The organism is Aureimonas sp. OT7 (genome assembly GCF_014844055.1).
GTDB classification, from domain to species: domain Bacteria; phylum Pseudomonadota; class Alphaproteobacteria; order Rhizobiales; family Rhizobiaceae; genus Aureimonas; species Aureimonas altamirensis_A.
On sequence record NZ_CP062167.1, the window covers coordinates 4064720 to 4087011 of the forward strand.

Annotated in this window: 21 protein-coding genes; 11 read left to right on the plus strand and 10 right to left on the minus strand. The window is 66.9% G+C overall.

Features of this window, described 5'->3' with window-relative positions; translation table 11 throughout:
• Positions 1-4: 4 nt before the first annotated feature.
• Genes cobW through cobO form a run of 3 tightly spaced genes read left to right on the plus strand, consistent with a single transcriptional unit; the run spans position 5 to position 5419 of the window.
• Positions 5-1072, plus strand: coding sequence for a cobalamin biosynthesis protein CobW (gene cobW / locus IGS74_RS19485; RefSeq protein ID WP_192388396.1), 1068 nt, complete (start codon positions 5-7; stop codon positions 1070-1072).
• Between the two features lie 4 nt (positions 1073-1076).
• Positions 1077-4781: a cobaltochelatase subunit CobN gene (gene cobN, locus IGS74_RS19490; RefSeq protein ID WP_192388398.1), complete on the plus strand. Its 3705-nt coding sequence runs from the start codon at positions 1077-1079 to the stop codon at positions 4779-4781.
• Positions 4778-5419 carry a cob(I)yrinic acid a,c-diamide adenosyltransferase gene (gene cobO / locus IGS74_RS19495; RefSeq protein WP_192388401.1) on the plus strand — a complete coding sequence of 214 codons (642 nt, stop codon included), beginning with the start codon at positions 4778-4780 and terminating at the stop codon, positions 5417-5419. Before cobN ends, cobO begins: the two co-directional genes overlap by 4 nt.
• Before the next feature lie 23 nt (positions 5420-5442).
• Here the strand turns inward: cobO and IGS74_RS19500 are convergent, their stop codons facing one another.
• The 8 genes from IGS74_RS19500 to hrcA form a co-directional block, all read right to left on the minus strand.
• Complete coding sequence (locus tag IGS74_RS19500; RefSeq protein ID WP_281413070.1) at positions 5443-5658, minus strand: RDD family protein; 216 nt, start codon at positions 5656-5658, stop codon at positions 5443-5445.
• A gap of 53 nt (positions 5659-5711) precedes the next feature.
• Positions 5712-6194, minus strand: a complete 483-nt coding sequence (locus IGS74_RS19505) for an RDD family protein (protein WP_192388405.1) — start codon at positions 6192-6194, stop codon at positions 5712-5714.
• Between the two features lie 82 nt (positions 6195-6276).
• Positions 6277-7104, minus strand: a complete 828-nt coding sequence (locus IGS74_RS19510) for an ATP-binding cassette domain-containing protein (protein WP_192388408.1) — start codon at positions 7102-7104, stop codon at positions 6277-6279.
• Between the two features lie 68 nt (positions 7105-7172).
• Positions 7173-8465, minus strand: coding sequence for an FAD-dependent oxidoreductase (locus tag IGS74_RS19515; protein WP_192388411.1), 1293 nt, complete (start codon positions 8463-8465; stop codon positions 7173-7175).
• 16 nt (positions 8466-8481) lie between these two features.
• The gene (locus IGS74_RS19520; RefSeq protein ID WP_192388414.1) at positions 8482-8613 is read right to left on the minus strand and encodes a DUF3096 domain-containing protein; all 132 of its coding nucleotides are present in this window, start codon (positions 8611-8613) and stop codon (positions 8482-8484) included.
• Between the two features lie 44 nt (positions 8614-8657).
• Positions 8658-9440: a 3-hydroxybutyrate dehydrogenase gene (locus tag IGS74_RS19525; protein ID WP_192388417.1), complete on the minus strand. Its 783-nt coding sequence runs from the start codon at positions 9438-9440 to the stop codon at positions 8658-8660.
• A 69-nt stretch (positions 9441-9509) separates the two neighbouring features.
• On the minus strand, positions 9510-10160 hold the full coding sequence (gene grpE / locus IGS74_RS19530; RefSeq protein ID WP_192388420.1) for a nucleotide exchange factor GrpE: 651 nt from the start codon (positions 10158-10160) through the stop codon (positions 9510-9512).
• Positions 10161-10250: 90 nt separating this feature from the next.
• On the minus strand, positions 10251-11360 hold the full coding sequence (gene hrcA / locus IGS74_RS19535) for a heat-inducible transcriptional repressor HrcA (protein ID WP_052195048.1): 1110 nt from the start codon (positions 11358-11360) through the stop codon (positions 10251-10253).
• 111 nt (positions 11361-11471) lie between these two features.
• Here hrcA and rph point away from each other — a divergent pair, with 111 nt between their 5' ends.
• The 6 genes from rph to gshB are packed head-to-tail and all read left to right on the plus strand — an operon-like array spanning position 11472 to position 16319.
• Positions 11472-12191: a ribonuclease PH gene (gene rph / locus IGS74_RS19540; RefSeq protein WP_192388423.1), complete on the plus strand. Its 720-nt coding sequence runs from the start codon at positions 11472-11474 to the stop codon at positions 12189-12191.
• A 6-nt stretch (positions 12192-12197) separates the two neighbouring features.
• Positions 12198-12845, plus strand: a complete 648-nt coding sequence (rdgB, locus tag IGS74_RS19545) for an RdgB/HAM1 family non-canonical purine NTP pyrophosphatase (protein WP_192388425.1) — start codon at positions 12198-12200, stop codon at positions 12843-12845.
• Positions 12842-14038, plus strand: a complete 1197-nt coding sequence (gene hemW / locus IGS74_RS19550; RefSeq protein ID WP_192388428.1) for a radical SAM family heme chaperone HemW — start codon at positions 12842-12844, stop codon at positions 14036-14038. The genes rdgB and hemW overlap by 4 nt, the downstream gene beginning before the upstream one ends.
• Positions 14039-14049: 11 nt before the next feature.
• Positions 14050-14949, plus strand: a complete 900-nt coding sequence (gene rsmI, locus IGS74_RS19555; RefSeq protein ID WP_192388430.1) for a 16S rRNA (cytidine(1402)-2'-O)-methyltransferase — start codon at positions 14050-14052, stop codon at positions 14947-14949.
• The gene (locus IGS74_RS19560) at positions 14946-15323 is read left to right on the plus strand and encodes a YraN family protein (protein WP_192388432.1); all 378 of its coding nucleotides are present in this window, start codon (positions 14946-14948) and stop codon (positions 15321-15323) included. Before rsmI ends, IGS74_RS19560 begins: the two co-directional genes overlap by 4 nt.
• 57 nt (positions 15324-15380) lie before the next feature.
• Positions 15381-16319, plus strand: a complete 939-nt coding sequence (gene gshB / locus IGS74_RS19565) for a glutathione synthase (protein ID WP_192388434.1) — start codon at positions 15381-15383, stop codon at positions 16317-16319.
• 19 nt (positions 16320-16338) lie between these two features.
• On the opposite strand, the gene IGS74_RS19570 is transcribed toward gshB, so the two are convergent.
• Entirely contained in the window at positions 16339-16554 is a 216-nt protein-coding gene (locus IGS74_RS19570; RefSeq protein ID WP_192388436.1) for a hypothetical protein, read from the minus strand.
• 274 nt (positions 16555-16828) lie between these two features.
• Between IGS74_RS19570 and IGS74_RS19575 the strand changes: the two genes are divergently transcribed.
• Positions 16829-18358: a YifB family Mg chelatase-like AAA ATPase gene (locus tag IGS74_RS19575; RefSeq protein WP_192391895.1), complete on the plus strand. Its 1530-nt coding sequence runs from the start codon at positions 16829-16831 to the stop codon at positions 18356-18358.
• Here IGS74_RS19575 and IGS74_RS19580 read toward each other — a convergent pair.
• A complete protein-coding gene (locus IGS74_RS19580; protein ID WP_192388438.1) occupies positions 18337-19359 on the minus strand; it encodes an adenosine kinase in 1023 nt (340 codons plus the stop codon). The genes IGS74_RS19575 and IGS74_RS19580 overlap by 22 nt on opposite strands.
• Positions 19360-19530: 171 nt before the next feature.
• On the opposite strand from IGS74_RS19580, the gene IGS74_RS19585 reads away from it, so the two are divergent.
• Complete coding sequence (locus IGS74_RS19585; protein WP_192388440.1) at positions 19531-22287, plus strand: VCBS repeat-containing protein; 2757 nt, start codon at positions 19531-19533, stop codon at positions 22285-22287.
• Positions 22288-22292 lie beyond the last annotated feature (5 nt).

The following is a 22292-nucleotide window of genomic DNA, read 5'->3' on the forward strand; positions in this document are numbered from 1 at the left end:
AGACATGGCCCACAAGATCCCCGCAACGGTCATCACCGGCTTTCTCGGCGCCGGAAAGACGACGCTGATCCGCAATCTTCTCGCCGATGCCGGCGGCCGGCGCATTGCCCTCATCATCAACGAGTTCGGCGATCTGGGCGTCGACGGAGACGTGCTCCGCGCCTGTGCCGGCACCGCCTGCCGGGAAGAGGATATCGTGGAGCTGACGAATGGCTGCATCTGCTGCACCGTCGCCGACGACTTCATCCCCACGATGACGAAGCTTCTGGAGCGCGACGAGAAGCCCGATCACATCGTCATCGAGACATCGGGGCTGGCGCTGCCGCAGCCGCTGGTCGCCGCCTTCAACTGGCCCGGCATCCGCGAACAGGTGACCGTCGATGGCGTCGTCACCGTTATCGACACGGCGGCCGTCGCCGCCGGCCGCTTCGCCGACGACGAGGCGCGTGTGGCTGCGCAGCGCGCGGCCGACGACAGCCTCGATCACGACAACCCGCTGGAAGAACTGTTCGAGGACCAGATCCGGGCCGCCGACCTTATCGTACTCAACAAGGCCGACCTGGTGGATGCCGCGGCGTTGGACGGGGTGCGGATGCAGGTGGAGCGCGAAGCCGGCCGCAAGCTGCCCATCCTGACGGCGGAGGGCGGCAGGCTGCCGGCCGACGTGCTGATCGGCCTTCAGTCCGGCACCGAATCGCTGATCGCCGGGCGTCGGTCGCATCATGAGATACATCATGCCGACGGACACGAGCACGACCACGAGGATTTCGACAGCTTCCGGGTGGATTTGGGGGCGGTCCCCTCGCGCGAGGCGCTGGAAGACGCTCTCAGGACCGTCATCGCACGGTACGACATTCTCCGCCTGAAAGGGTTCGCCAGTATAGAGGGCAAGCCGATGCGCCTGCAGGTGCAGGCGGTGGGCAACCGTATCGACAGCTATTTCGACCGTCCCGCCGGCCAGGACGAAGGGACGCGCCTTGTGGTCATCGGCCTGCATGACAGGCTGGACGATGACGCCCGCAAGGCCATCACCGCGCATCTGGAGACGCTGACGACACGCGCGGCGGCCTGACCAAATGCACCTGCTGCTGGCGGAAAAGGGCTCTCTTGCAGAAACCGCCGAGGCGGTCGATCTCGGCCAGTCTCCGGGCGAAATCGTTGTTCTGTCAGCCGCCGATACGGAGCTGGCCGCCCTGTCTTCGGCGGCGCGCCGCCTGAACCTCGCACCGGGCCGCCTGCGGCTGGCCAATCTGATGCGGCTGACGCATCCCATGTCGGTGGACACCTATGTGGAGCGGACCTTGTCGCATGCGCGCCTCGTTGTCGTGCGACTTCTGGGGGGCATCGGCTACTGGCCCTATGGCGTGGATGCAGTGCGGGCGGCCGCGCAGCGCAACGGCTTCGCTCTGGCCTTGCTGCCGGGCGACGACCGGCCGGACCCGGCGCTGGACGCCGCCGGCACGCTTGCGCCATCGGTTTGCGAACGGCTGGCGGCGTATCTGCGGGAAGGCGGCCCCGACAACGCGATGCACTTCCTTGAAGCCTGCGGAGCTGCGATCGGCGACGGGACATGGCCGCCGGATGCCCGCCCCCTGTTGCGGGCCGGCCTTATGGAGCGCGTATCGCGCGCCGCGCCGGGAGCGCCGGTGGCGTCCGTGGTCTTCTACCGCGCGCTGATGCAGAGCGGCCAGACGGACGCGATCGAAGCGCTGTGCGAAGGTCTGGAGCGCCGCGGCCTGCGGGCCCTGCCCGTCTTCGTATCCAGCCTCAAGGATGCCGTCACGCAGGAGACGGTGCGCCATCTCTTCGCGGCATCCCCACCCGATGTCGTGCTGAACTGCACGGGCTTCGCCGTATCGCCGGCCGGACAGGCGCACAGTCCCACGGTGCTCGATGAGCAGGGCGCCCCGGTCATCCAGTGCGTTCTGGCGGGCACGAGCAAAGAGGCGTGGGCAGGTTCCGACAGGGGCCTCGGCACGCGCGACCTTGCCATGAACATCGCCCTTCCGGAGGTCGACGGGCGCGTTCTGGCCGGCGCCGTCGCCTTCAAGAGCGCGGCGACGTGGGATGCGACCTGCGAAGTGGATGTCGTCACGCACCGCCCGCTGGAGGCCAATGTCGACTTTGCCTGTGCCCTCGCCATGCGATGGTCCCGCCTGAGGCGCAAGCCGGCGGCCGAGCGCCGCATCGCGATGCTTCTGGCCAATTACCCCAATCGAGACGGCCGCATCGCCAACGGTGTCGGGCTGGACACGCCCGCCGGCGCCATGACGGCGCTGACGGCCATGCGCCAAGCCGGATATCGCGTGGATGACCTTCCGGCCGATGGCAACGGGCTGGTGGAGCATCTTCTTGCCGGCCCCACCAATGCCCGGATCACGGGCCGGGAAATCCGCGAGAGTCTGTCGCTGGAAGATTATCGCACTTTCTTCGACACCCTGCCGCAGGCCCTTCGGCAAGCGGTGACGGAGCGGTGGGGCCGGCCCGAGGACGACCCTTTCCATATTGCCGGCACGGGCTTCGCCCTGCCCTTCGCGCTGTTCGGCAACATCGCGGTCGGCATCCAGCCGGCGCGCGGCTATAATATCGACCCCAAGGAAAGCTACCACGCGCCCGACCTTCCGCCGCCGCACAACTACATCGCCGCCTATGCCTGGTTGCGAACGATCTTTTCGGCGGACGCGGTGATCCACATGGGCAAGCACGGCAATCTGGAATGGCTGCCGGGCAAGGCGCTGGCCCTTTCGCAGGCCTGCGCGCCGCGCGCCATCCTCGGGCCGCTGCCGCATCTCTATCCGTTTATCGTCAACGACCCGGGCGAAGGTACGCAGGCCAAGCGGCGCAATGCCGCCGTGATCGTCGATCATCTGACGCCGCCTCTGGCGCGCGCCGAAAGCTACGGGATGCTGCGCGACCTGGAAGCTCTGGTCGACGAGTATTACGAGGCCGAGCAGGGCGACCGGCGCAGGGCGGATGCGCTTCGCCCGAAGATCCTGCAACTCGCCGCCGACAGCGGCCTTGCCGAGGATGCAGGCATCGCAGGCGAAGCCGCGCCCGATGCGGCCCTCGTGAAGCTCGACGCCTATCTGTGCGACCTGAAGGAAATGCAGATCCGCGATGGGCTCCATGTCTTCGGCCGTTCGCCGGAGGGCGGCCTGCGCGACGAACTCGTCGTCGCGATGCTGCGCCTTCCGAGGGGAGCGGAGCCGCAGGATGCGTCGTTGATACGCGCACTCGCGCAGGATCTGGAACTTGGGGATTTCGACCCCTTGTCCTGTGAATTGTCGGCGCCCTGGACCGGGCATCGGCCACAGCTTCTCAACAGGATGTCCACAGACCTGTGGCGCAGCTGCGGCGACACGGTCGAACGGCTGGAGCTCCTGTCCAGCCGGCTTGTGACCGGCACGCTCGACACGGATATCCCGATGCCGGCGACAGCGCCCGTCCTGGCGTTCATGCGCGATACGCTGGCACCTGCCGTGGACGGCTGTGGACAGGCCGAACTGGCGGGCCTTCTGACCGGCCTTGCCGGACGGTTCCTTGCGCCCGGCCCCTCCGGCGTGCCGACGCGCGGGCGGCCGGACGTGCTGCCGACAGGGCGCAATTTTTATTCCGTCGACACCCGCGCGGTTCCCACGGAAACAGCCTTCGCGCTGGGGCGCAAATCCGCCGAGGCGCTGGTGACCCGCCATCTGCAGGATCATGGCGAATGGCTTCGCGCCATCGGCCTGACGGTCTGGGGCACGGCCAATATGCGCACCGGCGGCGACGATATCGCCCAGGCCCTGGCGCTCATCGGCGCCCGGCCCGTCTGGGATGGCGGGTCGCGGCGGGTCACCGGCTTCGAGATCGTGCCGCTCGCGGCTTTGGGCCGGCCGCGCGTCGACGTCACCCTGCGCATCTCCGGCTTCTTCCGCGATGCGTTCCCCGATCAGATCGCGCTCTTCGATGCGGCGGTGCGCGCCGTCGGCGCCCTGGACGAGCCCGACACCGAAAACCCGCTCGCCGCGCGCATGCGCGATGATGCGGCGGCATTGATGGACGGCGGCTCGACACCGGAAGAGGCGCGGCGGCGCGCAGGCTTCCGCGTCTTCGGCTCACGCCCCGGGGCCTACGGCGCGGGCCTGCAGGCGCTGATCGACGAAGGCGGCTGGACGGACAGACGAGACTTTGCGGAAGCCTTCCTGGTCTGGGGCGGCTATGCCTATGGAGCGGACGGCGAGGGCGAGGCCGACCGGCAGGCGTTGGAAACCCGGCTGTCCCAGGTCGACGCGGTGGTGCAGAACCAGGATAACCGCGAACACGACCTTCTGGATTCCGATGATTACTATCAGTTCGAGGGCGGCATGAGCGCGGCCGTCGAAACGCTGACCGGCAAGCGGCCGCATGCCTATCACAACGACCATTCGCAGCCCGAGCGCCCGGTTGTCCGCACCCTGGACGAGGAGATCGGGCGCGTGCTGCGCGCGCGCGTCGTCAACCCGAAATGGATTTCGGGCGTGATGCGCCACGGCTACAAGGGCGCCTTCGAGATCGCCGCTACGGTGGATTATCTTTTCGCCTTCGCCGCCACGACGGGCGCCGTCCGCGACCATCACTTCGACCTGGTCCATGCGGCCTTCGTGGCCGACGAGACCGTCAGCGCCTTCATGCGCGCCAACAACCCGGCCGCCTACCGCGAGATGGTGGACAGGCTGGCCGAGGCGGTGGAGCGGGGCCTCTGGCGCCCACGCTCCAATGCCGCCCGCTTCGAACTCGACCGCAGGGGAACACCGCAATGACCGTCAAGAACGAAAAGATCGCCGCGCTGAGCGATGCCGAGCTGGATGCGCGTCACGCGGAGAAGATGCGCAAGAAGAAGGCCGCGCGCGACAAGATCATCGCCACCAAGACCCAGGAGAAGGGCCTCGTCATCGTCCATACCGGCAAGGGCAAGGGCAAGTCCACGGCGGCGTTCGGCCTTGTCTTCCGGGCGCTCGGCAACGGCATGAAGGTCGCCATCGTGCAGTTCGTGAAAGGCAAGTGGGAGACCGGCGAGCGTCAGGCGCTGAAGCGCTTTGCCGACGATGTCACCATCACCGCCATGGGCGACGGCTTCACCTGGGAAACGCAGGACCGGCAGCGCGATATCGCCGCCGCGCGCGCGGCATGGGAGCGCGCCAAGGCGCTGATCGCCGATGACGAGCACCAGATGGTGGTTCTGGACGAACTGAATATCGTGCTGCGCTACGATTACCTGCCGGTGGAGGAGGTCGTCGAATTTCTACGAATCTCCAAGCCCGAGATGAAGCATGTCGTGATTACGGGCCGCAACGCCCGGGACGAGCTGATCGACTTCGCCGATCTCGTCACGGAAATGGAGCAGGTCAAGCACCCGTTCCGCGCCGGCATCAAGGCGCAGAAGGGTATCGAATTCTGACCCCACCCCTGGGGTGGCGCCTTCTACCGGTAGACGACCCTTGTACGGCACATCATGTCGTGGAGCCCCCTTTTCTCCCGGGTCACGCCAACCATCAGAACGCCGATGCAGAGGCACAGGAAGGATAACATGCGGGCAAGATAGCGGCCGAGGGCCAATCCGTGTCCGATCGGTTTGCCGTCGGCGCGGACGATGCGAAGTCCGAGCACCTGCTTGCCCCACGTCGCCCGCGCCGGCATCAAGGCGCAGAAAGGGTATCGAATTCTGAGTCCACCCCTTGGTGTGGCGCCTTCTACCGGTAGACGACTCTTGTACGGCACATCATGTCGTGGAGCCCTCTTTTCTCCCGGGTCACGCCAACCATCAGAACGCCGATGCAGAGGCACAGGAAGGATAACGTGCGGGCAAGATAGCGGCCGAGGGCCAATCCGTGTCCGATCGGTTTGCCGTCGGCGCGGACGATGCGAAGTCCGAGCACCTGCTTGCCCCACGTCGCCTGCGCCGGCCGCGCCACCAGAAGGACGTTATAGGCGACGGTAGTCGCGAGCCCGACGATGAAGCCTGCGAGCTGCCCGATGGAGGATGGGTCGATCTGTTGCAGGAAGGATACCACAAAGGATACGGGCAACAGGATGATGACGTCGATCAAGCAGGCGGCCACTCTGATCCAGAAGCCGCCATATCGTACGCCCTCTGAGGAACTAGGGGCCGAAACGCCCTCGCCCGGCACGCCCGCTGCATTCGGGTCGAGATGAACAGTCGAAACGTCGGACATAATTGGTTTGCTCCGCAACTAGACACTGCGGGCTTTGACCAGCCGACAATCAGACTGTCAATATCGTATATCAGTTATATCTTTAAGCCGGGAAGGCCAGCGGGCGCCGTCCCGGCCCATGCTCCAGGACATCCATCGCCAGGCCGTATATCCGCTGGAGTTCGCCTGGCGTCATGATCGCCTCGGGCGAGCCGCGCGCGATCAGCCGTCCCTGCTTCAGCGCCAGGATTTCGTCGCAGAAGCGGGCCGCCATGTTGACGTCGTGCAGCACGACCACCACACCGAGGCCGCGCTCTGCCGACAGGCGATGCACCAGAGACAGAACCTCGATCTGGTGCGCCACGTCCAGAGCCGAGATCGGCTCATCGAGCAGCAGGCATTCGGCATCCTGGGCAACCAGCATGGCCAGCCACACACGCTGGCGCTCACCGCCGGATAGCGTGTCCACCTGCCGGTCGGCGAAGCCCCGGATGTCGGTCAGCGCCATTGCCTCTTCCACCTTGGCGCGGTCGCCCTCGCCGAATCGACCGAGCGCGCCATGCCAGGGATAACGGCCGAGTGCCACAAGCTCGCGCACCAGCATCCCGGTGGCAGCCGGCGTATATTGCGGCAGATAGGCGACCTTACGCGCGAAGGCGCGCTCGCCCCAGTCGCGCAGCGGTTTGCCCTCGAAGCGGATCGCGCCCTGCGTCGGTGGTTCCTGCCGGGCCAGCATCTTCAGGAGGGTCGACTTGCCCGAACCGTTATGACCGATCAGGCCGACCACCCGGCCGGCCGGCAACGTCAGGTCGAGCGGTCCGACAAGGGTACGGTCCCCGATCGCATAGGTCACGCCCTCGGCTGCAAACAAGGGCTCGGCGATGGCGAAACCGCAATCCGGCACATCCTGGAGCTTGGCGGTCGCGCCCATCGCAAAAATCCTTCGGTTGCACTCCGCTTTCACCACGACCGCGTCGGCGTTGCAACCGTCAGGTCGCGCTACCCGGCATGGAGTTTCAGCGGCGGACCGCGCGTCGGCGACAACAGGTCGGCCATGATGGCGACCGAGCCGCGCACCGGGCCAAGGACGCGCCATTGGTGCTGGCGCTGCAAGGCGTCATAGGCTGCGATGGCGAACTGGCCGTGGATCAGTATGTCCTGCTTCCGGCGCCCGATCATGCCGATGGCGCCCGCTCCGGCAAGCGATACGAGCCGTCCCTTGTTATGGAAGCGGAACGGCTTGACCGGCTCGTTGCGCAGAACGCGCGGCAGCGCAGCGGCAAGGTAGGCGGCCTGCTGGCTGGCCGCCTGCGCGGTGGGCGGCAATGGGCGTTCCGCACCTGCGGGAATGCAGGCCGCGGCGTCGCCGAGCACGTAGATGCAATCGTCGGCGGTGGAGCGCAGATGGCTGTCCACCTCGATCCGCCCCTTGTCGTCGTAGTCGAAGCGGCCAAGGCCGCGCAGCACCGGGTTTCCAACCAGGCCGGCCGCCCACACCGAAATATCGGCGGGCCAGGCCTCGCCCTTGGCGGTGCGGATTTCGTCCTTGTCCACCACGCTGATGCGCGCGTCGGTCACCGTCTTGATGTCCAGTCCGCGCAAGCGCTCGACCAGCTTTTCGCGCAAGGCCGCCTCGGCACCCGGCATCAGCTCGGGCGCGGCCTCCAGAATCGTGATGTCCAGCAGTTTGCGGCCGCGTGGCACCGGACCCTTGCTGCTCCAGTCGAAGAAGGCGCGCTCCGAGGCGCGCAGGTGGGCGGCCAGCTCCGTGCCCGTCGCGCCGGAGCCGACGATCACCACATCGGCCGGAACTCCGGTGGCGCGCGCGCGGATCATCTCGTTGATGAATCGCTTGCGGAAGGCGTCCGCGTCGACGGCCGCATCCAGGCGGATCGCGTTCTCGGCGACACCCGTGGTGTTGAAATCCGGCGTGACGCCGCCCAGCGCTACGACGCAAAGATCGTAGGTCAGGAGACGCTCCGGCACGACGACTTCGCCCGCATCATCGTGGATCGCGGCCAGGCGCACCGCCTTCATGGCGTGTTCGATGCCGATGACGCTGCCCTGCTCGAAATGGAAGCCGCGCAGTTGGCCCAGGACGTAGAAGGAAATCTCCGCCAGGGAGGAGGATACCGTGCCGGCCGCGAACTCGTGCAGGCGCGGCTTCCACAGATGCGACGTCACCCTGTCGATCAAGGTCACGTCGATGCCGCGCGCCCCCGCCAACTGCACCGCCAGTTCGAGCCCGCCCGCCCCGCCGCCGAGGATCAGGATACGCGTCTGCCTTGCCAACTCGTTTGCCTCCCTGTCAGCCGAACAGACCCGTCAGCCCGACGATGATGAGGTAGAATGCCACGATATAGTTCAGCAGTCGCGGCATGATGAGAATGAGAACGCCGGCAATCAGGGCTACGACGGGCTGGATGACGATGACGTCCATGGGAATCCTCTCCGGAATGTGTCCGTGAGGGGAGATAGGCGCGTTCAGGCCATGTACCACCCATGGCTGGGCACGATCGACTGGCCGGTCAGCGCGTTTGAGCGGAATGCGGCCAGAAAGACCGCGACGTCCGCGACGTCTTCCAGCGTGGTGAATTCCTTGTCCACCGTGCGCCCCAGCATGACGCGCTCGACCACCTCCTGTTCGGAGATTCCGAGATCGCGCGCCTGCTCGGGGATCTGCCGCTCCACCAGCGGCGTGCGGACGAAGCCGGGGCATATGATGTTGGAGCGCACGCCATGCGGCCCTCCCTCCCGCGCCATTACGCGCGCCAGTCCGAGAATGGCGTGCTTGGCGGCGACATAGGCGCTTTTGAGGGGCGACGGCTCGTGGCTGTGCACCGAACCCATGTAGATGAGCGAACCCGATTTTTGTGGGTACATGTGGCGGATGCAGGCCTTCGTCAGAAGGAAGCTGCCGCCGAGATGGATGTCCACGACCTTGCGGAATTCCTCGTAGGGGAAATCCTCCACGGGATGGACGATCTGGATACCGGCATTGGCGACCATCGTGTCGATCCGCCCGAACCGCTCGACGGTCTTCGCGACGCCGTCGTCGACCGCGCGCTCGTCGGTCACGTCCATGGTTATGGCGATGGCCTCGCCCCCGGTGCCGGCGATCGTATCCACAGTGCGGCCCGCCGCGCCGGCGTCGATGTCGCTGACGGCGACGCGCGCCCCTTCCCGCGCATAGGCGAGGGCGATCTCGCGGCCGATGCCGGAGCCGGCCCCCGTGACGATCGCGACATTCCCCTCAAGCTGCGGCATGTGTCCGTTTCTCCCCTTCCGGCCCGGCCCAAGGATAGCCGAGCCGGAAGTGGACCGGAAAGCAGAAAATCAGGCGTCGCGGGTTGCTTCGTCCGCGCCGGCGGACGCCGGTTCGACCGGCGCCTTCGGGCCACCCTTCGATACGCCCACGAGCGCCGGGCGCAGGACGCGCTCGCCTATCGCGTAGCCGTCCTGCACGACCTCCACCACCGTATTGGCGGGTATCTCGGCATTGGGCACCTCGAACATCGCCTGATGGAAGTTCGGGTCGAACCGCTGGCCCTTCGGCTCCAGCTTTCGCACGCCATGGCTTTCCAGCGCCGACAGCATGGAGCGGGCCGTCATCTCGACACCCTCGACCAGCGATTTGAAGCCGCTGTCCGCCCCGTCGCGCACCTCGGCCGGAACCGCCTGCAGGGCGCGGGAGAGATTGTCGGAAACGCCCAGCATGTCCCGGGCGAAGCCGGCCACCGCGAACTGGCGCGCATCGCGGATTTCGCGCTCGGTACGGCGGCGCAGGTTCTCCATGTCGGCCGCGGCGCGCAGGACCCGGTCCTTCAGTTCGGCGTTCTCGGTCTCCAGCGCGGCCAGCCTCTCCGCGTCGGCGGCTGCCGCGCCCCCGCCCCAGCCGGGCGCGGCGGTATCGTCGGCAGCGCCAGCGGTCTCGGTCTTCTGTTCCACGCCCTCGTCGTGGCGCGTACCGTTTTCGCTGTTCGTCATCGTGTCAGGCTCTCCTTTGCGTGCCGCCGTCCGTGCGGCGGAACAGATCGATCCCGCCGCATATCGAATGCGGCCAACCCAAAATCAAGATCACGGGCGGCCGGCGGAGCCGCCCAGAAGCCGCGAAACCAGCCGCGCCGTATAGTCGACCATGGGCACGATGCGCCGGTAGTTGAGGCGCGTCGGCCCGATAACGCCGACGGCGCCGATGACGCGCTCCGCTCCGTCGCGATACGGCGCGATGACGAGCGAGGAGCCGGACATGGAGAAAAGCTTGTTCTCCGATCCGATGAAGATGCGCACCCCATCGCCGGCTTCCGCAAGGTCGACCAGCTCCATGATGGAGCTCTTGGTCTCCAGATCGTTGAACAGATGGCGCAGGCGCTCCAGGTCGGCCGCCGCCGAAACGTTCTCGATCAAGTTGGCCCGGCCCCGCACGATCAGGCGGCTAGGCTGGTCGGCGCTGGCGCCGGACCAGACCGCAATGCCTGCATCCACCATCTCCTGGGAGAGCTTGTCCAACTCGCTGGCCGTCTGGCGCCTGAGGTCGCCCAGCCGCTCATGCGCCTCGCTCAACGTCCGTCCGACCACGTTGGCGTTGAGGAAATTGGCGGCTTCGACCAGCTGGGACGACGTCACGCCGGGTGGCAGATCGACGACGCGGTTCTCGACATCGCCATTCTCGCCCACCAGAACGGCCAGCGCGCGCTTGGGGTCGAGCCGGATGAAATCCACATGCTTGAGCCGCAGGTCGTTCTTGCCTGCCATGACCAGCCCTGCCCCGCGCGACAGCCCGGACAGGAGCTGGCTCGCCTCCGTCAGCAGCGTATCGACGGAGCGCGTGTCGCCCAGAGAGCGCACGTGCTCTTCGATCCGGGTGCGCTCGGCATCCGGCATGTCGCCGACCTCAAGGAAGGCGTCGACGAAGAAGCGCAGGCCAAGCTCGGTCGGCACGCGGCCCGCACTGACATGCGGTGCATAGATCAGGCCGAGCGCCTCCAGATCGCTCATGACGTTACGCACCGAGGCCGGCGACAGGCTCTGCGTCAGAAGACGCGAAATATTGCGCGAGCCCACCGGCTCGCCATTGTCGAGATAGGAATCGACGAGCAGCCGGAAGATATCGCGCGAGCGATCGTCGAGCGTCGCGCCGACGCCCGTTCCCAATGGATCGTTGCTGGAGGTGGTCCTGTACTTCATGGCTCTACCATCAACATATGCGCCCGCTGCCGCTTCCGTCCAGCGTCGAAAGATTCTACATCACGGCGAAGAATGAACAGACCACGCAAGACGATACAGGACACAAGCCTTATGCGGCCATCCAAGCGCGCGGCGCACGAACTGCGCAACGTCACACTCGAACGCGGCGTTTCCCGCCATGCCGAAGGCTCGTGCCTCGTCCGCTTCGGCGACACGCATGTCCTGTGCACGGCCAGCCTCGAGGAGCGCGTGCCCGGCTGGCTGAAGAATACCGGCAAGGGCTGGGTGACGGCGGAATACGGCATGCTGCCGCGCGCCACCGGAGACAGGATGCGCCGCGAAGCCGCATCGGGCAAGCAATCCGGCCGCACGCAGGAGATCCAGCGCCTGATCGGCCGGTCGCTGCGTGCGATCGTCGACCTCCAGGCGCTGGGCGAGCGCCAGATCACGGTGGACTGCGACGTCATCCAGGCCGATGGCGGCACCCGCACCGCCGCCATCACCGGGGCGTTCGTCGCGCTGTCCGATTGCCTGACCTGGATGGAACAGCGCGGCATGGTCAAGCGCGCCGCGGTCCTGAAGGATCATGTCGCCGCCATTTCCTGCGGCATCCACAACGGCCAGCCGGTGATAGACCTGGACTATCTGGAGGATTCATCCGCCGGAACGGACGCCAATTTCGTCATGACGGGCCGTGGCGGCATCGTGGAGATCCAGGGGACGGCCGAGGGCGAGCCGTTCAGCGAAGATGAGTTGAAGGCCCTTTTGGCCCTTGCCAAGGCCGGCATCGCCGAACTCGTCGAAAAGCAGAAGGCAGCCATCGCCGGCTGAAACACCATGGCCCATACGCTCGACCCCGGGGCCGGCCCGCTGCTGGTGGCCAGCCACAACCCGGGAAAGATCGCCGAAATCGAGGAACTTCTCGGTCCGCTCGGCTTCACGGTCGTCTCCGCTTCGCAGCGCGATCTGCCCGAACCGGAAGAAACCGGCGCGACCTTCGAGGAAAACGCCAGGATCAAGGCCCTGGCCGCCGCGACGGCCACCGGCCTCGTCGCCCTGTCGGACGATAGCGGCATCGCGGTCGACGCGCTCGATGGCGCGCCGGGCATCTATTCGGCCCGCTGGGGCGGACCGGACAAGGATTTCGCCATGGCGATGCGCCAGGTGGAAGAGAAGCTGCAGGCCGCCGGGGCGCTGGAGCCCGCGAAGCGGCAGGCCCGGTTCGTGGCGGTTCTCTGCCTTGCGTGGCCGGATGGCACGACGCGCGAGTTCCGCGGCGAGGTCGAAGGCACCGTCATATGGCCGCCGCGCGGCGCGCTTGGCTTCGGCTACGATCCGTTCTTCCTGCCCGAGGGACATTCACGGACCTTCGGCGAGATGTCGTCGGAAGAGAAACACGGTTGGAAGCCGGGCCAGGCCACCGCGCTGTCGCACCGCGCGCGGGCGTTCCAGTTGTTTGCCCGCGACATGCTGGGCGTTGCGTGACACGAGGCTTCGAACCTCCGGCCGGAGGACGCATCTTCACGCCGACCCCGGCCGAGCCCGGTTTCGGCGTCTATGTCCATTGGCCCTTCTGCGCGGCCAAATGCCCCTATTGCGACTTCAACAGTCATGTCCGCCATAAGCCGGTGGACCAGGCACGTTATGCACGTGCCTTCGAGCGCGAGCTGGCCGTCATGGCGGCGCGCACGCCCGGGCGGCAGGTAACCTCGGTCTTTCTCGGAGGCGGGACGCCGTCGCTGATGGACCCTTCGACCGTCGAGCGCATCCTGTCCGCGATCGCCGGCCTCTGGTCCGTCGCGGACGGCGCAGAGATCACCATGGAGGCGAACCCCAGCAGCGTCGAGGCGGATCGCTTCCGCGGCTACCGCGCCGCCGGCGTCAACCGCGTGTCGCTGGGCGTCCAGGCACTCGATGACGGCGATCTTCGGCGTTTGGGCCGCCTGCACGACGTCCGTCAGGCGTTGGCTGCCATCGAGCTTGCGCGAGAGACCTTTCCGCGTCTGTCCTTCGACCTCATCTATGCGCGCCCAGGACAGACGGCGGATGCCTGGCATGCAGAGCTGGAGCGGGCCATCGACCTCGCCGCCGACCATCTGTCTCTGTACCAGCTCACCATAGAGGAAGGCACCGTCTTCCATGCGCTGCACCGCGCCGGCAAGCTGGCGGTACCGGATGGCGAACTGTCGGCGGACCTCTACGAAGTGACGCAACGCGTGACGGCGGCCCGGGGCATGCCGGCCTATGAAATCTCCAACCATGCCGTTCCCGGCGCCGAATCGCGCCACAACCTGACCTATTGGCGCTACGGCCTCTATGCCGGGGTCGGGCCCGGTGCGCACGGACGCATTCCCGGCAGTTTCGCACGGCACGCCACCGCCAACGAAAAACTTCCCGAGCGCTGGCTGGAATCGGTCGAGGCGCAGGGGCACGGCATGGATGTCGACGAGCCCCTGGCGGATGCCGAGCAGGCAGAGGAACTGCTGCTGATGGGCCTTCGCCTGAGCGAGGGGGTGGATCTGGCGCGCTGGCGTCGGCTGTCCGGCCGCGATCTCGATGCGGGGCGCGAGGCGGAACTGCAATCCTATGGCATGGTCGAGCGCCTGACGTCCGACCGCCTGCGCGCGACACCCGCCGGCATGCTGGTGCTGGACCGGGTGCTGGCGGAACTGGCCTGAGGGAGGGCGCCATGGAGGAAGCAAGGCCGGATACGCGCTTTACCCTTCTGGGGCAGGTCTTCGACGCGCCCCGGCCCGAGCCGGGCCTGTACCTCGTGGCCACGCCCATCGGCAATCTCGGGGACATGGGGCTGCGGGCGCTGCAGATCGTGGCCGGCGCGGATATCCTGGCATGCGAGGATACGCGGGTGACCGCCAAGCTGCTGCAACGCTACGGCATCAGGCGCGCAAGCATGGCCTATCACGAGCATAATTCGGAAGGCGCCGGCGCCGCCATCATCGAGGCGCTGGCGGCGGGCAAATCCGTCGCGCTGGTTTCCGATGCCGGAACACCCATCGTCTCCGACCCGGGTTTTCCGGCCGCCCGCCAGGCCATCGCTTCCGGCTTTCCCGTCATCCCGGTTCCCGGGGCATCCGCCCCGCTTGCGGCGCTGGCGGCCAGCGGCCTGCCATCCGACGCCTTCTTCTTTGCCGGCTTCCCGCCGCAGAAGCAGGTGGCGCGCCGCGCCCGTTTCGAGGAACTGGCACGGGTGCCGGGCACGCTCATCTTCTTCGAAGCGCCGCATCGCATCGCCGAAAGTCTGGCGGACATGGCCGCGATGCTGGGCGACAGGCCTGCCGCAGTGTGCCGCGAACTGACCAAGCTGCACGAGACGATCTATCGTGACACGCTATCCGGCCTCGTCCGGACCTTCCAGGCGATGGAACGCGTGCGCGGCGAGATCGTCGTTTGCGTCGGCCCGCCCGCCCCCGAGGCCGCCGCCACCGGCAGCGATGTCGATGCGATCCTGTCCGGGCTGCTCCAGGAGATGAAGCCGGCCCATGCGGCGCAGGAAGCGGTCAAGCTGACGGGCCTGCCGCGGCGGGAGCTTTACAAGCGCGCCCTTGCCCTCAAGGGCGGCCCGGCTTGAACGTCCGGAACCGGCGCCGGCGCGCCTTCCGCAAGGGGCACCACGCCGAAGGGATCGCCGCCTTCTGGCTGCGGCTCAAGGGCTATCGCATCCTTGCGCGCCGGTTTCGCTGCCGGGTGGGCGAGGTCGATATCATCGCCCGGCGCGGCGCCATCCTTGCCATAGTGGAAGTCAAGGCGCGCCATGAGGTGACGGTGGCCGTGGATGCCGTGCAGGGCGCGGCCTGGCGCCGCATCGAGGCCGCGGCGGACGTCTGGCGAGCACGTCACCCGCAGACGCAAGCCCTGTCCATGCGCTACGACATCGTCGCGGTGACGTCTGCATTCCGGCTCAGGCACCTGGCCGGTGCGTGGCAGCCCAACCGATACAAATGATTGCAATCCACAGGCGTTCGGCTACGACACGCTCAAGGACCAGTCCCGCGAGGTGTCATGAGCTTGAAGGTCGCAGTGCAGATGGACCATGTGTCGTCCATCACGATCAAGGGTGATTCAACATTCGCCTTGTGCCTGGAGGCGCAGCGGCGCGGACACCGCCTCTTCCACTATACGCCGGACCGTCTTTCGATGCGCGACGGAGTGGTTACCGCGCGGCTCGAGGCGATGCAGCTTGCCGAGGAACAGGGCCGCCACTTCACGCTCGGCGAGCCCGTGCGCACCGACCTGGCGGAGATGGACGTCGTCCTGTTGCGGCAGGACCCCCCCTTCGACATGAACTACATTACCTCGACGCATCTTCTGGAACGGCTGCAGCCCCGAACGATCGTCGCCAATGAGCCGGCCTGGGTTCGTAACATGCCGGAGAAGATCTTTGTCACGGAATTCTCCGACCTCATGCCCGAGACTCTCATCACCAAGGATGCCGCAGAGGTTGCCGCGTTCCGCGCCGAGTTCGGCGAGATCGTGATGAAGCCCCTTTACGGCAATGGCGGTGCCGGCGTCTTCCATCTGACGCGGGACGACAGGAACCTCTCATCCTTCATGGAGACATTCGCGCTTCTGTTCCGCGAGCCCTTCATCGTGCAGCGCTACCTGCCGGATGTGCGCAAGGGCGACAAACGGGTGATCCTCATCGACGGCGAGCCCGTAGGCGCGATCAACCGGGTGCCCTCCGATACGGATGCACGGTCCAACATGCATGTCGGCGGCCGGGCGGAGCCGGCCGACATCACGGATCGCGACCGCGAGATCTGCGCCCGTATCGGCCCGGCCCTGCGCGAGCGCGGGCAACTCTTCGTCGGAATCGACGTGATCGGCGATTATCTGACCGAGATCAACGTGACTTCCCCGACCGGGATACGGGAGGTGCGCCGCTTCGGCGGCGCGGATATCGCCGCGCTCTTCTGGGACAAGATCGAGGATCGCACCTAGCCCCGCCGCCCGGGCGCGCCTAGTGCCGCATTCGGCGCAGCGCCAGGGCGGATGCCTTTTCGGCTATGTCCAGGTAACGGCTGGCGATCTCTTCGCACAGTTCGGCAAGCTCCGCCGGGCTGCCATGCCACTCGGCGGCCTCTTCGGCCGCCTTGATGGCTTCGGCCTGCGCCATGCGGATCAACCTTGCAAGCGCGGCGTCACCGCCGCCGGTACTCTTCTTTGCCTGATTCATGATGCAGTCTCTGCCATGTTTCCCGACTCTCGCATCGTCCGCCCGAAGCTGCGCCACGCCATCGTAGCGGACCGCATGCCGATCGGCCGCGATCACCCGACCACCGAGACATAGGATGGCCGCGCCCGGATCAACACCGAACGTAGGTCCTTGAAACTCGGAGTCGAAGAAGCCGCCCCCATGGGTTGCGCGCACAGCTCGGAAACGACGCGCTTGACCGCGACATGATATCATATAGTCATCCGCATGTTTTAATCCAGGATTCGGTATCATGATGATCGCCAGGGTTCGCACGGTGGCCTTTCAGGGCGTGGAAGCCATTCCCGTCGATGTCGAGGTGATGGTGGCACCGGGCAAAGTGGGTATCCAGATCGTCGGGCTGGCCGACAAGGCAGTTGCCGAAAGCCGCGAGCGGGTCCAGTCCGCGCTTCATGCGTCGGGGCTGGCGATGCCGCCCAAGCGGGTCACCATCAATCTGGCGCCAGCCGACCTGCCCAAGGAAGGCAGCCACTATGACCTGCCGATCGCGCTGGGGCTGATGGCCGCGCTCGGCGCAATTCCGCCGGGAGAGCTTTCCGGTTACGCGGTGCTGGGAGAGCTGTCATTGGACGGCAGCATCGTGCCGGTCAACGGTGTGCTCCCGGCTGCAATGGCCGCCAATTCCGTCGGTCTGGGGCTCATCTGCCCGCATGCCTGCGGATCGGAAGCCGCCTGGGCCAGCGCCGACATGCGTATCGTGGCCGCCGGCAACATCATCCAGATCGCAAACCACTTCCGGGGCACGCAAACGCTGGAGCGTCCGACGCCCATCATGCGCGCAGCCCCGGCATCGTCGCTGGACATGGCCCATATCAAGGGCCAGGAGGAGGCACGGCGCGCATTGGAGGTTGCGGCAGCGGGCGGACACAACCTTCTGTTCTGCGGGCCGCCCGGCTCCGGCAAGTCGATGCTCGCCCAGCGCCTGCCATCCATCCTGCCGCCTCTGTCGCCCCGCGAACTGCTGGAGGTCTCGATGATCTCCTCCATCGCCGGGGAACTGGCCGAGGGACGCCTGTCGACCCGCCGGCCGTTTCGCGCCCCTCACCATTCGGCCTCGATGGCGGCGATGGTCGGCGGTGGGCCGAAGGCACGCCCGGGAGAGGTGTCCATGGCGCACCAGGGCATCCTGTTCCTGGACGAACTGCCCGAATTCTCACCGGCCGTGCTGGATTCGCTGCGCCAGCCGATCGAAAGCGGCGAAGCCGTCGTCGCGCGGGTCAACCACCGCATCACCTATCCGGCACGCTTCCAGCTCATCGCGGCGATGAACCCGTGCCGGTGCGGCATGGCGGGCGAGCCGGGCCATGTGTGCGCGCGGGGGCCGCGATGCCAGAGCGATTATCAGGCCCGCGTTTCCGGACCGTTCATGGACAGGATCGACCTGCGCATGACCGTGCCGGCCGTGACGGTGGCCGACCTGATGGTCCGGAAATCGTCGGAAACGTCTGCCGACATCGCGGAGCGGGTCGCCGCCGCGCGGCTGATCCAGCATCGCCGCTACAGCGCGATGGGCCTGGCCGAAGGCTACGTCAATGCCCGCTGCTCGGCCGCCGAAATCGAGGCAGCGGCCGCGCTGGACGCAGATGGCCGTGCAATGATGGGGGCGGCGGCCGACCGCCTGCGGCTATCGGCGCGCGCCTTCCACCGCATCCTCAAAGTGGCGCGCACCTTGGCCGACCTCGACGGGGAAGAACCGGTCGGACGGCAACATCTGGCCGAGGCTCTCGCCTATCGCGTCGGGCCTCAGGCCACCACGGCGGCTTGAGACCCGGCAAGAAGCGCGGCGAACTCCGGCTGGTCCGCCAGCCGAACCTGCGGCCGTGGGCCCATCTGCCGGATGATATGGGCCGCAGCGGTAGCACCCAGTGCGGCGCTGGAGCCGTGGTCCAGCCCGGCCGTGTAGCCGCGCAGGAAACCGGAAGCGAACAGGTCGCCCGCCCCTGTCGTATCGGCGACGTCCGCGACGCGCCGTGCGGGATAGGCCGCCTGTGCGCCCCCCTCCACCACGACACATCCCTTTTCGCTGCGTGTGACCACGGCCACCTTGCGCGTGTCGCGCCCGATGGCATCGAGTGCGGTCTGCAGGTCGCGGGTCTCGTACAGGGCCAGCGCCTCCTCCTCGTTGGCGAAGACGATGTCGACCGTGCCGGAACGCATCAACTGGAGGAACTCCTCCCGGTGCCGGTGCACGCAGAACGAGTCGGAGAGCGTCATGGCAACCTCGCGCCCCGCGGCGTGCGCCGCCGCCGCGGCCTTCAAGATACCCTCCTTGGCGCGTGGCGGGTCCCAAAGATAGCCTTCGAAGTAGCAGACCTTCGCCGCAGCGACGATCGTCTCGTCGACATCCTCCGGACCGAACTCGACGCAGGCGCCGAGATAGGTGCACATCGAGCGCTCTCCATCGGGCGTCACGAAGATCATGCAGCGCGCCGTGGACGGACCGTTACGCAGTGGCACCGACTCGTAATGGGCGCCGACGGCACGGATGTCATGGGTGAAGATGCCGCCGAGGGTGTCGTCGGCCACCTTGCCGAAATAGGCCCCGCGACCGCCCAGCGACGCAAAGCCTGCCAGCGTATTGCCGGCACTGCCGCCGGACATCTCGATCGCCGGTCCCATGCCCCCGTACAGCGCGATCGCCCGCGCCTCGTCCACCAGCGTCATCGCACCCTTTTCCACGCCGAGCGTTTCGAGCGCGGCGTCGTCGGTACGCGAAAGCACATCGACGATGGCATTGCCGATGGTCAGAAGATCGAATTCCTGCATGAACGCTCTCGTCAGGATGGGAAACAGGCGCTTGGATAACCCTTCCCGGCACATTTGGCGAGAGGAACCACCACCGCCCCTTAAAGCATTGAAGAATATTAAATCTCAGGTTTCTTTTGGCGCCACGCGAAATAGCGTCAAGTAGGCGTCCCTGACCTATAGGTTCCGTCCATGGTAGCGCCCCTTACGCCCAGCCCGTTCGCAAACTCCGTCTCTTACGCCCTGGTGTCGCGCGGCGCGACGCTGCCCGTCGCACGGGGGCGCTCGATGCAGATCGAGGCGCAGCCGCGCGGCCACTTCAGGCTGGTCAAGATCACCGAACGCGGCGAGGAAGCCGTCGATCGCGTCATCGCGATGTCCACCCCCGACAACGATCTCGTGCTGCTGACCGACGATGGCACGAAGATCGTCGTGCGCAACTTCTTCGCCACCGAAGGCGTCTCCGTCGAGCTGCCGCAGCAGGACGGGCAGGCCAGGACGATCGACGGGTCCACGCCGCGCCCGACGTCCTCCTCCGGCGGTTTCGATGTCCTGCACACCTATGGCGACGGGCAGGCGCTGGCCAGCCTGGCCCACGACTTCGCGGCCCAGTACGACGTCCTTGCCGCAGACCGGTTCGAGCTTTCGACGCAGTCATTGAACCATTCTCCGCTGGCTGCGGGCTTCTCGCCGCAGACGCTCGTCCTTATCGGCGGGGCGCTGCTCGGCGGCGGCATCCTCGCCGCCGCCGGCGGTGGAAGCGGCGGCGCGGCTGCGACGGCAACGGACCCGTCCACAGGTCCGTCCCCGGACACGACGGCGCCGAAAACCCCCAGGCTGACGATCGATCCGGTCACCGGCGACAACTATCTCAGCGACGGCGAGCTGTCAGGCGCGATCACCGTTTCCGGCACCGCCACCGACATCGCCGACGGCACCTCGGTCATCGTATCTTGGGGTGCGGCCCGCGTGACGGCGGTCGTGGAGGACCAGGCATGGCAGGCCACGTTCGAAGCGGGAGCCATTCTCGCCACCGCCGACTATACCAACATTTACGCCATGACCGGAGAGACGGTCGCCGGCGCCAAGGTGACGATCTCGGCGCTCGAGCGGCCTTCGCTGTCGATCGATGTCGTTTCGAGCGACGATCAGGTCACCGATGCGGAGCGCAGTTCCGGTGTGACGGTGAGCGGTGTTGCGTCGAACGTCGAAGCCGATTCGATTGTCGTCGTCGAATGGGGTACGACGACGAAAAGCGTGACCCCGTCCGGTACCGGGCGCTGGTCCGTAACCTTCACCGAAGACGAGATTCCGCAGGATACGGCCGACGCCACCTTTACGGTCCGCGCAAGCGTGGGGGGCTTTGCCCTCGCCTCGCGCGATGTACGGATTGCGGCGTCCCCCGTCGATCCGGAGCCGCAGATCGCCCGTATCACGATAGATGCCGTCTCCGGTGACGACGCCGTAAGCTACATCGAGCGCGGCTCCGACGTGACAGTCACGGGCACGGCCGAAAACCTGGCGGACGGTGTCCAGGTGACGGTCTCGTGGGGGCAATCGAGCCGGCAGGCCAGCGTGACGAACCATAGCTGGAGCGTGGTCTTCACGCCCGGGGACATTCCCGTGCAAGATGCCACCATCCATGCCGCCGCGGCGGACGGAACGCAGAGCCCGCCCACCGACAGCCGCGCCGTCTCGGTTGCATACCCGATCGTGACGGCATCCGACCTCGACCGGGACATCGGTGGCTTCGCGGTGATGAGCCCGGTGACCGGACAGGGAATCGGAGCCCTGGTCGCGGCCGCAGGCGATGTAAACGGAGACGGGTTCGACGACATGCTCGTCGGTACGGCTTCGGGAAGCACGGCCTATGTCGTGTTCGGAAGCAGCATCCGCGCCGCGTCGGGCCAGGCGGGCACGGCCGGCCTGCCGGCCCTGGAGATCCGCTCCCAGACCGGCGCGGGCAACCACCTGACGGCCGTTTCCGCCGCAGGCGACGTCAATGCGGACGGCTTCGCCGACCTGATCGTGTCGGTGGATGGCGGATCGCACCCGGACCGTGCCTATGTCGTCTTCGGCAAGAGCACGACGCAGGCGGTCAGCCTGTCGAACATAGCCGCAGGGAACGGGGGATTCGCGATCGAGATCCCGCAGGACCAGGACTCCCTGTCGGTCAGCGCCGGCGGCGACATCGACGGCGACGGCCTGGCCGATCTTCTGGTCGGAGCTCCAACCGCATCCGGGCAGCCCGGCGGCGGCGGGGCCTATGTCATCTATGGCTCGACGTCGGGTGCCTTCGCACATTCGGCGTTCACGCAGACCGGCGGCGTCGGCGACGATGTCATGTCCGACGCCGGCCAGCCTGCAGTGATCGCCGGCGGCGCGGGCGACGATACGTTATCGCTGTCGCGTGGCGGGTCCATCGGGCTTGGCGGGGCCGGAGACGATACGCTCGTCATCGGCATCGATTTCCTGCTGGAGGGCCTCGCCGGCGCCGTGAACGGCCGGATCTCGCATCTGGATGGCGGCAGCGGGGTGGACACGCTCAAGATCGTCGGCAGCGGAATCGTTCTCGACCTCACGGCCCTCCAAAACCCCGGCATAGGCCTCGAGCACGGAGCCGGACGACTGTCCGGCATCGAGCGCGTCGACCTGACCGGCTCGGGCGACAACCGGTTGAAGATATCCATAGAGGACATCATCGACCTGTCCTCGGCCAACGTCTTCAACGCGGGCAACGGGTGGACGGGCCTTGCCGCTACGGTTCACGACCATCAGATGGTCATAAACGGAAACGCGGGCGACCGAGTGGAGCTGGCATCCCAACTGGGTTGGAGCAGCGGCGGCGACGCAACCCTGGACGGCGTCATGTACCACATCGTACGCAATGCATCCGCCGGCACGGCACTCTATATACAGGACGGAGTCACCGGACCGCTGACGATCTGACCGAG

What these genes read in the sequence shown, in the direction of transcription:
- cobW (WP_192388396.1), top strand. Translation starts at nt 5, where the DNA reads ATGGCCCACAAGATCCCCGCAACGGTCATCACCGGCTTTCTCGGCGCC.
- cobN (WP_192388398.1), top strand. Translation starts at nt 1,077, where the DNA reads ATGCACCTGCTGCTGGCGGAAAAGGGCTCTCTTGCAGAAACCGCCGAG.
- cobO (WP_192388401.1), top strand. Translation starts at nt 4,778, where the DNA reads ATGACCGTCAAGAACGAAAAGATCGCCGCGCTGAGCGATGCCGAGCTG.
- IGS74_RS19500 (WP_281413070.1), bottom strand. Translation starts at nt 5,658, where the DNA reads ATGCCGGCGCGGGCGACGTGGGGCAAGCAGGTGCTCGGACTTCGCATC.
- IGS74_RS19505 (WP_192388405.1), bottom strand. Translation starts at nt 6,194, where the DNA reads ATGTCCGACGTTTCGACTGTTCATCTCGACCCGAATGCAGCGGGCGTG.
- IGS74_RS19510 (WP_192388408.1), bottom strand. Translation starts at nt 7,104, where the DNA reads ATGGGCGCGACCGCCAAGCTCCAGGATGTGCCGGATTGCGGTTTCGCC.
- IGS74_RS19520 (WP_192388414.1), bottom strand. Translation starts at nt 8,613, where the DNA reads ATGGACGTCATCGTCATCCAGCCCGTCGTAGCCCTGATTGCCGGCGTT.
- IGS74_RS19525 (WP_192388417.1), bottom strand. Translation starts at nt 9,440, where the DNA reads ATGCCGCAGCTTGAGGGGAATGTCGCGATCGTCACGGGGGCCGGCTCC.
- grpE (WP_192388420.1), bottom strand. Translation starts at nt 10,160, where the DNA reads ATGACGAACAGCGAAAACGGTACGCGCCACGACGAGGGCGTGGAACAG.
- hrcA (WP_052195048.1), bottom strand. Translation starts at nt 11,360, where the DNA reads ATGAAGTACAGGACCACCTCCAGCAACGATCCATTGGGAACGGGCGTC.
- rph (WP_192388423.1), top strand. Translation starts at nt 11,472, where the DNA reads ATGCGGCCATCCAAGCGCGCGGCGCACGAACTGCGCAACGTCACACTC.
- rdgB (WP_192388425.1), top strand. Translation starts at nt 12,198, where the DNA reads ATGGCCCATACGCTCGACCCCGGGGCCGGCCCGCTGCTGGTGGCCAGC.
- rsmI (WP_192388430.1), top strand. Translation starts at nt 14,050, where the DNA reads ATGGAGGAAGCAAGGCCGGATACGCGCTTTACCCTTCTGGGGCAGGTC.
- gshB (WP_192388434.1), top strand. Translation starts at nt 15,381, where the DNA reads ATGAGCTTGAAGGTCGCAGTGCAGATGGACCATGTGTCGTCCATCACG.
- IGS74_RS19570 (WP_192388436.1), bottom strand. Translation starts at nt 16,554, where the DNA reads ATGAATCAGGCAAAGAAGAGTACCGGCGGCGGTGACGCCGCGCTTGCA.
- IGS74_RS19575 (WP_192391895.1), top strand. Translation starts at nt 16,829, where the DNA reads ATGATCGCCAGGGTTCGCACGGTGGCCTTTCAGGGCGTGGAAGCCATT.
- IGS74_RS19580 (WP_192388438.1), bottom strand. Translation starts at nt 19,359, where the DNA reads ATGCAGGAATTCGATCTTCTGACCATCGGCAATGCCATCGTCGATGTG.
- IGS74_RS19585 (WP_192388440.1), top strand. Translation starts at nt 19,531, where the DNA reads ATGGTAGCGCCCCTTACGCCCAGCCCGTTCGCAAACTCCGTCTCTTAC.